At 69.8% G+C, this 12,415-nt stretch carries 13 protein-coding genes; 6 read left to right on the forward strand and 7 right to left on the reverse strand.

Translation table 11 applies throughout. The annotated features are described in order from the left end of the window. Positions 1–144: 144 nt before the first annotated feature. On the reverse strand, positions 145–570 hold the full coding sequence (locus Asi03nite_RS00005; RefSeq protein WP_203675889.1) for a hypothetical protein: 426 nt from the start codon (positions 568–570) through the stop codon (positions 145–147). A gap of 767 nt (positions 571–1,337) precedes the next feature. Between Asi03nite_RS00005 and Asi03nite_RS00010 the strand changes: the two genes are divergently transcribed. Then, a complete protein-coding gene (locus tag Asi03nite_RS00010; RefSeq protein WP_203675891.1) occupies positions 1,338–2,444 on the forward strand; it encodes a hypothetical protein in 1,107 nt (368 codons plus the stop codon). 515 nt (positions 2,445–2,959) lie between these two features. Here the strand turns inward: Asi03nite_RS00010 and Asi03nite_RS38365 are convergent. Further along, positions 2,960–3,088 carry a hypothetical protein gene (locus Asi03nite_RS38365; RefSeq protein ID WP_275409286.1) on the reverse strand — a complete coding sequence of 43 codons (129 nt, stop codon included), beginning with the start codon at positions 3,086–3,088 and terminating at the stop codon, positions 2,960–2,962. Between the two features lie 19 nt (positions 3,089–3,107). Between Asi03nite_RS38365 and Asi03nite_RS00015 the strand changes: the two genes are divergently transcribed. Together Asi03nite_RS00015 and Asi03nite_RS00020 are read left to right on the forward strand one after the other, a co-directional pair. Beyond that, positions 3,108–3,587 carry a GNAT family N-acetyltransferase gene (locus tag Asi03nite_RS00015; RefSeq protein ID WP_203675893.1) on the forward strand — a complete coding sequence of 160 codons (480 nt, stop codon included), beginning with the start codon at positions 3,108–3,110 and terminating at the stop codon, positions 3,585–3,587. Between the two features lie 212 nt (positions 3,588–3,799). Continuing rightward, complete coding sequence (locus Asi03nite_RS00020; protein ID WP_203675895.1) at positions 3,800–4,438, forward strand: SET domain-containing protein-lysine N-methyltransferase; 639 nt, start codon at positions 3,800–3,802, stop codon at positions 4,436–4,438. Positions 4,439–4,578: 140 nt separating this feature from the next. Here the strand turns inward: Asi03nite_RS00020 and Asi03nite_RS00025 are convergent, their stop codons facing one another. The 3 genes from Asi03nite_RS00025 to Asi03nite_RS00035 all read right to left on the reverse strand — a co-directional run bounded on the left by Asi03nite_RS00025 (position 4,579) and on the right by Asi03nite_RS00035 (position 7,323). Next, positions 4,579–5,463: a fructosamine kinase family protein gene (locus Asi03nite_RS00025; protein WP_203675897.1), complete on the reverse strand. Its 885-nt coding sequence runs from the start codon at positions 5,461–5,463 to the stop codon at positions 4,579–4,581. Between the two features lie 116 nt (positions 5,464–5,579). Beyond that, complete coding sequence (locus Asi03nite_RS00030) at positions 5,580–6,575, reverse strand: TerC family protein (protein WP_203675899.1); 996 nt, start codon at positions 6,573–6,575, stop codon at positions 5,580–5,582. A 202-nt stretch (positions 6,576–6,777) separates the two neighbouring features. After that, positions 6,778–7,323: a TetR/AcrR family transcriptional regulator gene (locus Asi03nite_RS00035; RefSeq protein WP_203675901.1), complete on the reverse strand. Its 546-nt coding sequence runs from the start codon at positions 7,321–7,323 to the stop codon at positions 6,778–6,780. 80 nt (positions 7,324–7,403) lie between these two features. On the opposite strand from Asi03nite_RS00035, the gene Asi03nite_RS00040 reads away from it, so the two are divergent. Together Asi03nite_RS00040 and Asi03nite_RS00045 are read left to right on the forward strand one after the other, a co-directional pair. Beyond that, positions 7,404–8,561, forward strand: coding sequence for an acetyl-CoA C-acyltransferase (locus tag Asi03nite_RS00040; RefSeq protein ID WP_203675902.1), 1,158 nt, complete (start codon positions 7,404–7,406; stop codon positions 8,559–8,561). Positions 8,562–8,623: 62 nt separating this feature from the next. After that, positions 8,624–9,418, forward strand: coding sequence for a thioesterase family protein (locus Asi03nite_RS00045; RefSeq protein WP_203675903.1), 795 nt, complete (start codon positions 8,624–8,626; stop codon positions 9,416–9,418). Positions 9,419–9,590: 172 nt separating this feature from the next. On the opposite strand, the gene Asi03nite_RS00050 is transcribed toward Asi03nite_RS00045, so the two are convergent. After that, complete coding sequence (locus Asi03nite_RS00050; protein ID WP_203675905.1) at positions 9,591–11,087, reverse strand: M1 family metallopeptidase; 1,497 nt, start codon at positions 11,085–11,087, stop codon at positions 9,591–9,593. 78 nt (positions 11,088–11,165) lie between these two features. Next, on the reverse strand, positions 11,166–12,122 hold the full coding sequence (locus Asi03nite_RS00055) for a DUF2332 domain-containing protein (RefSeq protein WP_203675913.1): 957 nt from the start codon (positions 12,120–12,122) through the stop codon (positions 11,166–11,168). Positions 12,123–12,207: 85 nt separating this feature from the next. Between Asi03nite_RS00055 and Asi03nite_RS00060 the strand changes: the two genes are divergently transcribed. Beyond that, complete coding sequence (locus tag Asi03nite_RS00060) at positions 12,208–12,345, forward strand: hypothetical protein (protein WP_203675915.1); 138 nt, start codon at positions 12,208–12,210, stop codon at positions 12,343–12,345. Positions 12,346–12,415: the final 70 nt, after the last annotated feature.

Below are 12,415 nucleotides of genomic sequence, written 5' to 3' on the forward strand. Positions count from 1 at the left end.
AGTTCGTTTGCGAAACCGCTCTAATCGTCTGCAGCCGCCTTCTTGCGTGGGGATTGGGGAACAACGGCGCAAGGATCATCGTGAGCTCTTGGCCTGCGGTCGCGCATTTCGCCGTCAGTAACCACAGGCCGTACGGCTCATCCTTCACAAACTGACATTCTTGAACACGCTTTGCAGCGTACAATCACCAATGCATGGGGAGCTGAAGAGATAACCATGCGCTATGGCGGGGCCGTGCGTGAAATAGCCAGTGGTGGTGTGCGCTCTCACCGTGATTTTCTGCGACTCGGCGGTGCAGGGGACATCCGGGCTATCGCCATTAGCGCGCGCGTTGCTAGACCGCTGGAGGAGTCCCGCGGAGATACTTACCAAGGTATTCGGGTTACAGGAATAGGCAAACTCAACATCCACGTCGCCAAAGGTGGTCGGTGTGGCGGAGTTGACCTGGAGTGTGCTGGAGTTGACCTGGATGCCTGGGAAGCGGTCTTGGGCGCTTGCCAGTGTGGGCGTTGCCGCTCCTGCCAGCGATAGTGCCAGCAAGAGGATGATGGAAAACGATCGTCGATGCATGGCGGGCCTCCCTTTCAGTCTGGGCGCGGGTTGCTCGGTCTCTCTTCAACGGTAGACCCCGGGCGGGAGCCGCACAGCTACAAACTGACATTCTTGAACACGTCTTGCAGCACACAAACAGGAACGCAGGGGAAGTTGTAGAGAGTACCGTTGATCAGAACGGGGCCGTGCGTAAAAAAAGTCGCCGCGGCGGTGCGCTCTCACCGTGATATTCTGCAACTCGGCGGTGCAGGGAACGTTCGGGCTCGAACCGATACCACGCGTGTTAATGCCGTCGAACCCCTGGTGGAGAAAGCGTGCTGGGCCGGTCCTGCAGCGACAGCACGACGGTGAAGGTGATTGCACCGAATACCGCCATGGTTTCGCCGATGGCGAAGAAGAGCGCCTGGCGTTTGAGCCGATCCCTGGTGTGCGCGGTGTGGTCCGCGCGACAGACCCGAGGCACCAGATCAGTGTGCCGCATGCCGGGCGCGTCGCGCGGCCCGGAAACCGGGGCACCACGATCGTCTAATCTGCGGCTGCCTGCCCTGTTAAGATTTCGGTGAGAAAGCGCTGCTCCTGATTCCGGCCGCCGCCACAAACGTCTGAGGAAAGCGCCTGTGCTCGTCGCGGGCGAGATCGTCCTGCCGCCCGGGGTGCCGTAGTCGGCAATGGTTCGACCAATCGACGTTTACCTACAGGCTGTAATAACAAGGGTCGGGCGTCGCCCGGGCGTAACCGGGGCGGCTGACATTCCCAGACAGACCGTCATGCCCCAGAGGAGCGTCATGCGAATCCCACTGCCTCTCGGCCTGACCGCGGCCGGCACCGCCCTGGTGGCCGCGGCTGGTGGAACGACTCCAGCGCTCGCCAGCGGCGGCCCCGGCGATCGCCACCACAACGAAACTTTCCACGTCGGCCTGTTCGGTGACATGCCGTACGGCGACTACGGCCGGTCCCACGTCGGCAACGTCATCGCAGACATGAACGCGAATCACCTCGCCTTCTCGGTCTTCGACGGAGACACCAAGAACGGCAGTGAGCCCTGCTACGCCGATCCGCATCCGAGCGCCCCCGGCAACCCCACCCCGGACAAGGCGGTCGCCGACGCCGCCCACCCCGACGTGTACAAGTACGCGAAGAACCTATTCACACAACTGCGGGCACCGGTGGTCTACACCCCCGGCGACAACGAATGGACCGACTGCGACCGCCCGAGCACCCTCGGCGGCCTGGTCTCCGACTCCAGCGACCGGCTCGCGTACCTCCGGTCGATCTACTTCACCACCGACCTCAGCCAGGGCCAGCACCCGATGCGAGTGACCCAGCAGAGCGCCGCATACCCGGAAAACGCACGCTGGACCCGCGGCCCGGTCACCTTCATCACCGTCAACATCCCCGGCAGCGACAACAACTTCGCCGACGGCGGCAAGAACGGCCCGGCCGAGGAGGGACAAGCCGAGTACGCGGCCCGCAACGCCGCCAACCTCGCATGGCTGCGCGCCGGGTTCGCCGTGGCCAAGACCGCCCACAGCAAGGGCGTCATGATCATCACGCAGGCCGACATGTGGGACCCGAGCGCGGCGCAGACCCACTACGCGGACACCAAGAAGGAGCTCTTCCAGCAGACCACGGCGTTCCCCGGCAAAGTGGTCCTGGTCAACGGCGACAGCCACAGCTTCGAGGTGACCAAGCCGCTGACCGACTACGCGACGACCAACGCTGCCGGCCTAGCCGGCCCGAACGTCGTGGAGAACTTCACCCGGGTCACGACCTTCGGCGAAACCCAGAACCACTGGGTCAGCGCCACGATCGACCCCGAGGACCCGAACATCTTCACCTTCGAGCAGCACCTGGTAGCGGCGAACCTCCCGGCATACACGCCGCCGTCCTGACCGTCCGACGAGGATCGTGCCGCGTCGACAACCGTGCCGCGCTCCAGGGGCGACTTGCCAGATGCGCGGAGCCTCGCCACGTTCACCGAGCCGCTCGCCAGTTAGACAGAGCCTTCGCCACATAGGCGGAGCCAGGACAGCAGGCCACAGAGCTGCTGTTTTGCGGAAACGTCCTCACTACAACATAACTGTCACTATGGTGTACTGACGCTTTGTCCGTTTTGGGCATTCGAGGAGATTATTGGATTACGATTAACAGTAATCCAATAATCTCCTGAGGTGTGGGTTTCGGTGGGCCGGGTAGACGAGGGCCGCGGCTCCGGGAGACCGTGCTGCAGCACCGGGGCCAGGGTCGTGAAGACCGCACGGGCGGCGTCCGCCGGCCAGCCCGCCACGGCGGGCGCGGCGCGGCGCGGCGCGCAGCAGCAGTGCTCCCCCCGGGCAGCTCGGCGACCTCGTGGGAGGCGGCCCGATCGACGCGGGGCGCCAGCTCGGCCGCGCAGACGGTCACCCATTCACAGCCGAGCCCGACGGCCCGGGGCCGCCGCGGCGGAGTCCTCCCCAGAGCGGCCCAGCGCGACGTCGAGCGCGGTGCGGTGCCCGTGCACCACCGCGTCGTGGCTGCTCACGAATCCCGCCGTCATCTCTTTGTAGAGTGTTGCCGTGACTACGTCGGTTCGGCCCGCCGGCCCCGGTGACGACGCCTTCCTCCAGGCCACCCTGAGCGACGCCTTCGGCAGCACGATGATGGCTGTGCACGACGAGCTCCTCGACGCGCGCGGCGACGCCGCCGCCGTGGCCGACCGGGACGGCCGGCCGGTGGGCCTGCTGACCTGGCGCGACGACGGCCGGGGCGGGTGGGAGATCGTGTCGCTGGCCGCCGTGGAGCAGCGTTCCGGCGCCGGCACGGCTTTGCTGGAGTGGTTCCGCGAGCACGCGCGCCGGCACCGGATCACCCGGCTCTGGCTGATCACCACCAACGAGAATTCGACCGCGCTCCGTTTCTACCAGCGTCGCGGCTTCGACCTCGTCCGCCTCGACCGGGACGCCGTCACCCGGGCCCGGGAGCTGAAACCCAGCATCCCCGCGACCGGCGACGGCATCTCCATCCGGCACGAGCTGGAGCTCGAACTGCTCCTTTGAGGGCCGCCCTCGACCGATGAGCCGCCGGAACGCCAGGGACTGGCGCATGCCGCCCTGGGTCTCCTGGTTCTGGTCGAGGCCCCGGCCCCACTCGGCGCAGAAGTCCAGTCCGCGGTGGCGACGAACCGGCGAGTTCTTCCGGCGAGCGGAGGTGACCCGGCGCTTCGACGGCGAACCGCAAGCGCGTGGTGCTCCCACTACGGTGTGGCGCTGTGGACGATGTGACTCTTGGCCCCGGCAACCTTGCTGGTACAGGCGTTTACGCCGCGCGTGACTTCGAAGCCGGCGAGGTCGTGGTGTCTTACCAGCTCGAGCCACTGGATGAGGCCGCGTACCTGGCCTTGCCTGTTGGCGAGGATCTCTTCGTGCACAGTTACGGAGGCCGCCGCTACCTCTACCCTGTGCCAGCACGCTTCGTGAACCACTCCGACAATCCGTCCTGCCATCAGGACTTCGACCGAGGGTGCGACATCGCTCTGCGGGCCATCACGCAGGGCGAGCCGATCACCATCGACGCCACCGAGGAGACGGCTCGCGAACTCGGCACCTTCCTCGACGCCTACCAGCATGCGCTGCGCGAGGGGACCGGTGAACTCCTCGCTGAGTTGATCGACCGTGATGTCAGTCTGTGGTTTGCGGGACGCGCGGTCCGTGGCAGAGAGGCGTTCGTCGCTACGGTGCCCGAGGCTGGATTGGTCTCGTTGTCGCAGGTCGAGTGGCTCGTCGGAACCGGACGCTGGGAAGCGCTGTGCTCTGCCGAAGCCGAGACCGTGCGGGGCCGGCGGCACCAGAGCATGCTGCTCAAGGTCGTCGCCGGCAACTGGCAGATCGTCTACCACCATGCGGGGTGAGCGCAGCCGGGCATGCCGTCAGTCAGCGAGCGTACTGGCCAGTTCCCATCGAAAAGGTAGCCGCCGCGGTGTCCAGCAGGGCCGGGACGCGCCCGGTGGGCCGCGCCGCGTAGCAAGGCGCAGAACCCCGACAACATGCTTCAGGCTGCTGCCCGGAACGGCGCCAGCGTCGCCCGGATCGTCGCGGCGACGCCCCAGTCGTCGTCGAACTGGGCCAGGACCGCCAGGTGCTGTCGCAGCTGGAGGATCGGCATGCGGGCCGGCCAGTCGTCGTCGAGCCCGGTCAGCTCGGCGTAGACGTCGAAGAACCGGTGTGACTCCGGCGGGGGCGCCGTGGTCCAGAGATGGGCCAGGTCCACCTCGGCCCACATGTACGACACCGCCGGGTCGATCAGCGCCGGTTGCCCGTCCGCGGTGGCCAGCACGTTGCGGGCCCACAGGTCGCCGTGGGTCAGGCAGGCCGGCCGGTCCGGCAGCAGTTCGGGCAGTCGATCACAGAGTCGTTCCACGGCGGCCCGGTCGGCGCGGTCGAGCGCTGCCTCGACGCGGGGCTCGGCGAGCCAGCGCAGCAGCCGGCGCTCGGCGAAGAAGGTGAAGCCGTCGTCGGCCCACGTATTGATCTGCCGGCGGCGGCCCAACCAGTTGTCACGGTGCCATCCGAAGCGGGGATGGGTGGTGCTGGTGTGCAGGCGGGCGAGCGCGTGGGCGAGCCGCTCCCAGAAGGTTTCCTCGCGTGGTGTCGGCCGCAGCAGCGACAACACGAGCAGCTCGTGGTTGGCCACGATGACCTCGGGTGTCGTCAGCCCGCCCAGCTGCCGCAGGGCCGCCAGCCCCTCGGCCTCCGTGACGAAGGCGTCGCCGGCACTGTCCGATGGGGCGAAGGTTTTGACGAAGACGGACGGCGCGTGCTCGCGGTGGGCTATCCCGGCGAGCGCGGCAAGCCCGCCGCTGACCGGGACGACGGTGACGACGTCGCGGATCCCCGCCCGCGACAACCGCCGCGCCAGAAGTGCTGTCGGAGGCATCGGTAGTGGTTCTCCTTCCGTCGGGGCGTACACACGATCTTCCGACCATGCTGAATGGCTGCCTTCGTGCACGGTCACCGCAGCAGCACCGTGCGCCGGCGGGAGCGGAGGCCGGGTCAGCGGTGTGGCCTGACCTTGGACCTGGCGTCCAGGCGGGCTTTGACCAGCGACGCGATAGCGGTCAGCGCCAGCGTGCCGGCGATGACCGACAGTGACACCCCGATGCTGATGTGCGGGGCCCAGCCGACCGGCCGGCCACCGTTGAGGAACGGCAGGTTGTTCTCGGCCAGGGCCTGCAACACCAGTTTGACCCCGATAAATCCGAGGACCACGCCCAGCCCGGCCGACAGGTAGGCCAGCCGGTCCAGCAGGCCGCCGAGCAGGAAGTACAGCTGGCGCAGCCCCATCATCGCGAACACCGTCGCGGTGAAGATCAGGTACGGGTGGTCGGTCAGGCCGAAGATGGCCGGCAGCGAGTCCAGCGCGAAGATCACGTCGGTGGTGCCGATCGCGATGAGCACCACGATCAGCGGGGTGAGGCGCCGCCGGCCGCGGGCGTCGCGGGTGAGCAGCCGGGCCGCGTCGTACTGCCCGGTCATCGGCAGGACCCGGCGGGCCCGGCGGACCAGGATGTTCTCGGTGTACTGCGGCTCGTCGTCCTGGTAGCCGAACACCTTGACCGCGGTATAGACGAGGAGCCCGCCGAAGATGTAGAAGACCCAGGTGAAGCGGCTGATCGCGGCCGCGCCCAGGGCGATGAAGGCGCCGCGCAGCAGCAGCGACAGGATGATGCCGACCAGCAGCACCTTCTGCTGGTAGCGACGTTCGATCCGGAACCGCGACATGATGATCACGAAGACGAACAGGTTGTCGACGGACAGGCTGTACTCGGTGAGCCAGCCGGCGACGTACTGTCCGGCGGCGGCGCCGTCGAAGCGCAGCCAGAGGAATCCGCCGAACAGCAGCGCCGCCATGAGGTAGCCGCATACCCAGAGGGCGCACTCGCGGACGGACGGTTCGTGCGACCGGCGGCTGACCAGGATCAGGTCGCCCAGCACGAGCGCGGCCAGACCGACGAGGGTGAGCGTCCACAACCAGCCGGTTACCTCCACGGGTGCGACCTCCCAGCAGTGCCACGGCGACGGGGACCATCAGCAGCGTCGCAGAGTTGCGCCGGTCGATAAAGGCCCATCGGTGTCGACGGGTGCTGCTCGCGGGCGGGGCAGGCCGGATTCGCGGCCCGGTGGCCGCGTGATCTCCGGGTCCGATCTGCCGGGGGAGAGGCGGTGGGTCGGCGCCCGCGGGGTGCCGCGATCAGTGAGCTCGGACCAGCTCGGTGACCCATTCGACGGCGACGTGGGCCTGGTCGGCGGGGCCGCCGTGCAGGCCGCCGATGATCAGCCAGATGCGGTCGGCGTCCTTCGGGGACCCGCCCAGCTCGGCGACGAGCCGGTCGACCTGGGCGCGGGTGTCGTGCAGGTAGGCGCGGGCGACGCGGCCCGGCTCGTCGTCGTCGCCGGGGAACTCGGTCAGGTAGTTACGGAACGCGCAACCGCGGTATTCGGCGCTGCGGACCACATCGGCGACCTCGGTGACCAGGGCGATCAGCTGGCCGGCCGGGTCGGCGGCGCTGTCCAGGGCGGCGGCGATGGCGCGGTCGCGGCGGGCGCGCACCAGGCTCAGGTACGCCGCGGCCAGGTGGGCCTTGCTGGGGAAGTGCCGGTAGAGCAGGCCTTTCCCGCAGCCGGCGGCCTCGATGATCTGGGCCATGCCGACCGCGCGGACGCCGTGGCGGTAGAACAGGTCGCTGGCGGCGCTGAGGATGTTGTCGCGAGTTCCGGGGATCGGCGTGCGGGCCATGGTGACAAGCATAACGGACCGAGCGGTCCGTGCCAGGGTTATCGTAGACCGACCGGTCCGTAATTTTCTGGGAGGATCCCATGCGAGACGCCGTCATCGTCGACGCGGTACGCACCCCGCTGGCCAAGGGCAAGCCGAGCGGCGCCTACGCCGGCATCCACCCGGTCGAGCTGCACGCCCACGTGCTGCGCACGCTCGCCGCCCGGGTACCCGGCCTCGACCCGGCCGACATCGACGACGTGATCGGCGGGACGGTCGGCCAGGCGGGGGAGCAGTCCTGCAACACCACCCGGCTCGCGGCGCTGGCCGCCGGCTTCCCCGAGTCGGTGCCCGGCGTGACCGTGGACCGCCAGTGCGGCAGCAGCCAGCAGGCGATCAGCTTCGCCGCGCAGGGTGTCGTCTCCGGAGCCTACGACCTGGTCGTCGCGTCCGGTGTGGAGTCGATGTCGCGGGTGCCGATCGGCAGCCAGACGCTGGGTCGCGACCCGGGCGGCCCGCTGATCGCCGAGCGCTACCCCGGCGGGCTGATCCCGCAGGGCGTGGCCGCGGAGCTGATCGCCCGCACCTGGGCGCTGACCCGCACCCAGCTCGACGACTTCGCCCTGCTCAGCCACCAGAAGGCGGCGCGGGCCGAGGTGGCGGCGCAACTTGCGCCGATCACCGGCCTGCACACCGACGAGACGGTACGCCCGGACGCGAATCGGCAGGCGATGGCCGCCCTGCGCCCGGCCTTCGCCGACGCCCGCTGGGAGCGGCGGTTCGGCGCGATCGACTGGAAGGTGACGGCCGGCAACTCCAGCCCGGTCAACGACGGCGCCGCCGCCGTGCTGATCACCACCAGCGACAACGCGGCCCGGCACGGCTGGCGCCCGCGCGCACGCATCCACACCGCGGTGGCCGTCGGCGACGACCCGATCCACATGTTGACCGGCATCATCCCGGCCACCGCCAAGGTGCTGCGCCGGGCCGGCCTGACCCTGGCCGACATCGACGCGTTCGAGGTCAACGAGGCGTTCTCCGCGGTAGTGCTGGCCTGGCTGGCCGAGACCGGCGCCGACCCGGCCCGGGTCAACGTCGACGGCGGCGCGATCGCGATCGGGCATCCGCTCGGCGCCAGCGGCGCCCGCCTGGCCACTACGCTGCTCGGTGTGCTGGAACGCACCGGCGGCCGGTACGGCCTGCAGACCATGTGCGAGGCCGGCGGCACCGCCAACGCGACGATCATCGAACGCCTGTAACGCGCCCCACGGCCGGCGCCCACCGCGAGGCGCGGATGCACCCGGCCACTTAGGGTGATCGGATGCAGAGCTTCCCGGAGGCGACCGCCGTCCGCCCCAGCGCCGACGGTTACACCGCCGATCTCGACCCGCAGTGGGCCGTCGGCGACAAACTCCACGGCGGCTACCTGATGGCCGTGACCGCCCGCGCGGTCATGGCGGCCGCCGACGATCACCCGCACCCGATCGCGATGACCACCACTTTCCTGCGCCCGCCCCAGCCCGGAGCGGCCACCGTCGCGGTGGAGCTGCTGCGCGCCGGCCGCGGCAGCGCCCAGTATCGTGCCCGCCTCACCCAGGCCGGCCGGCCGTGCGCCGAGTCGCTGGTCACCCAGGGCCGGCTCGACGACGCCGCGCCCTGGTGGAGCGGCCTGCCGGTGCCGGACCTGCCGGCCGAGGACGACTGCCACCTGCTGCCGGCCAACCCGCCGGGCGCCGGCTTCCCGGTGCACCTGCTCGATGTCGTCGAGCACCGCCTGGACCCGAACTGCCTCACCTTCGCGGTCGGCCACCCGGCCACGACCGGCCAGGTCAGCGGCTACCTGCGGCTGGCCAGCGGCGCGGACTGGGATCCGCTGAGCCTGCTGATCGCGCTCGACCCGACCCCGCCGATCTCGCTGACGCTGGGCATCCGGGGCTGGGCTCCCACCATCACGCTCACCGCCTACCTGCGGCGGCTGCCGGCCCCCGGGCCGCTGCGCATGACCATGCAGGCCGCCGAGGTGACCGGCGGCCGGATGGACGAGACGGCCCTGCTCTGGGATGCCAAGGGAGCGCTGGTCGCGCAGGCGACGCAGCTCGCGGCCGTGCGCCCCTGAGAATCGTTCAGCTGGTACGACGCTGCGCGGCCACGCCGTGGCCGGGTGACACCCGGCCACGGCAGGCACCCGTGCGGCCGCGCGGCGCGGACCGGACGCACCAGCACACGATGAGAGCCGCGGCAGAGCCTGGGGGAGCAGGCCACGCCGCGGCTCGTAGCACCGGAACAGGTCAGTGCTCGCCGAGCAGCTGGTGTGTCCGGTTGATCGTGGCCCACGACTTCGGCGCGACCGGCGCGGCCTTGGCCGAGTGGGCCGCCACCGAGGCCAGGGCCGGCTTGGACGGCGTGTAGAGCCACGCCTGGAACAGCGCGTCCAGGTCCTTGCCGGAGATCTTCTCGGCCAGCGCGGTGAACTCCGCGGTGGTCGCGTTGCCGTACTTCTTCTGCGCCACCCAGGTGCGCACGATCTCGAAGAAGTCGTCGTCGCCGACGGCCAGGCGCAGCTGGTGCAGCGTCAGCGCCCCGCGGTCGTAGACGGCGTCACCGAACAACTGCGCCACACCCGGGTCGGCCGGGGCGGTGGTCCAGATCGCCGCGTCGTCCGGGTACGACGAGTACACGTAGTCGAAGATCTCCTGCGCGGTGCCCTCGTCGTTCTTCTCCGACCACAGCCACTCGGCGTAGCTGGCGAAGCCCTCGTTGAGCCAGATGTTCTGCCAGGTGCGCACCGACACCGAGTCGCCGAACCACTGGTGGGCGTTCTCGTGGGCGACGACATAGGTGTTGGAGCCGCGCCGGAAGAACCCGGCCGAGTAGTTCGGGCGGGTCTGGTTCTCCAGCGCGAACGTCAGCGTGTCGGGCGGCGCGACCACGCCGCCGCGGGCCTCGAACGGGAACGGCCCGAACACCGTCGACTCCCAGTCGGTGACCTCGGCGGTGCGTTCGACGCTGGCCTGCGCGGCGTCCCGCAAGTCCGGGCTCAGCAGCTGCGAGTACGCGTTGTAGACCGGTGACCCGTCGGCGGTGGTGTCCTGGGTGATGTCGTACTGGCCGACGGTCAGGAACGTCAGGTACGTGGCCTGCGGCTTCAGCGACCGCCAGCTCCACCGGGTGTAGCCGAGCGTCTCACGTACCGGCGGGCGCGGCTGCACCCCGTTGCTGATCGCTTCGAGCCCGTCGGGCACCGACACCGACACGTCGAAGGTCGCCTTGTCCGCCGGGTGGTCGTTGCTCGGGTACCACCACCAGGCGATCTCCGGCTCACCCACGGCCAGGGCGCCGTCCGGGGTGCGGATCCACGCGGTGTATCCGGCGGCGACCTTGCTGGACGGCACACCGGAGTACTGCACCACGACGGTCAGCGCGCCGCCGGCGGCGACCGTGCGGGCCGGCGTGACGACCAGCTCGTGATCGCCCTGCCGGGAGAACGCCGCCGGCCTGTTGTTCACCAGCACCGACGACACGTCCAGGACGAAGTCCAGGTTGAACCGGCTCAGGTCCTGCGTGGCGGTGGCCAAAATGGTCGTGGTGCCGGTGAGCCGGTCCGTGCTCGGGGTGTAGCGCAGGCGGATGTCGTAGTGGGAGACGTCGTACCCGCCGTTGCCGTAATCCGGGTAGTACGCGTCGCCGATCCCCGGCGCTGCGGGCGCCGGCGCGGCCTGGGCGGCCACACCGGTCCCGGCGAGCGTCAACGCTGTGGCGAGGGTGGCCACGAGCAGTCGTCGCACAGTCGAACTCCTTTCGACTTGGTTGGCAGTCCGCCGTAACCTATCGAAGAACCTCGACCGATTTGTAAAATGGCGCGTTTACGTCAGTGAATGTGTGGCGATCGGCCCGAACCAGGCCAGCGCCTGCCCGTGCCCGCGCACCCAGGCCAGCGGCTCACCGTCGAGAGTCAGCACGTTGTGCAGCGCCTCGGACGGCGGCGCCGGCAACCGGTGTCCGGGACCGATCAGCCTCGGGCTGTCCACGGCGACCCAGTGCCCGCGCAGCGCGCGCACGGTGTCGACGAACGCCTGCGGGTCGGGCAGCTGGTACAGCATCGACGTGTGGTAAACCACCAGCGTCGCGTCCCGCGGCGCCCGCGCGGCCAGGGCCGGCAGGTCGGTGACCGCGTCGCCGCGCACCAACAGCGGCGGGTCCCTGCGGACCACCTCGACGGCCTGACGCAACCGCTCGCGCCGGTGCCCGTGTTCCGGCCAGATCAGCGCGTCCAGCCAGGCGACGTCGTCCGGGTCGCTCACGTCCAGCGGGTTGAGGTCGAGCCCGGCGCGCCAGATCACCCGCGGCAGCCGGGCCGGCGGGATCAACCCGGTCGCGGCGCAGTCCAGCAGCGGCGCGCCGGCGCCGACCGTGCGGGTGCCGTAGCGGTAGGCGTACCGGTCCGGGTACAGGCACAGACCGGCGGACGCGCCGACGTCGATCAGCGCGAGCGGCTGCGGCAGGCCCGCCAACACCGGCAGCAGCGCCGCGCACCGGCCCACCTCGTTGGTCTGGGTGGCGCGGACCAGCATCTGCGCGGCGATCCCGGCCCACTGATCGAGCACGAACCCGCGGAAGGCGGCCGGGTCGGTGACCGGGCCGCCGAGCAGCCGGACCACCGCGAACAGCAGGTTCGGCTGCTGCTTGGGCGCGGGCAGCGTGGCCAGCCGGTCGAGCAGGTCGGCGTCGGACGCGACGTGGCAGGCCAGGCGCTCGTAGGTCGGGGACACGCCTCGCGCCTCACGCTCGGCGAACCGCAGGTACTCATCGGCGACGGTCACTGCCGCATCATCTCAGAAGCACAGCAGTGCGACGCGGCCGGAAAACCGCTCGACCACGGTGATCCGGCACACCAGGATCCGACTCATGCCCACGTTCGAGGATCCGGTCGCCGATGGCGCGACCGTACCGCTGCCGTTCGTGCCGACTCGTTCGACCTGGTCCGAAGGACCGTTCGTCGCCCACTCCCGCCGGTTCCTGATCGAGGCACGCCGCAACCGATGAACCGCGGGTAGCACCGTGCCGGTCGTGGCCGCGGGGCCGGCCCCCCGGGAGCCGGCCCCGGAGCGGCCGG

It is taken from the genome of Actinoplanes siamensis (assembly GCF_016862395.1).
Lineage (GTDB): Bacteria > Actinomycetota > Actinomycetes > Mycobacteriales > Micromonosporaceae > Actinoplanes > Actinoplanes siamensis.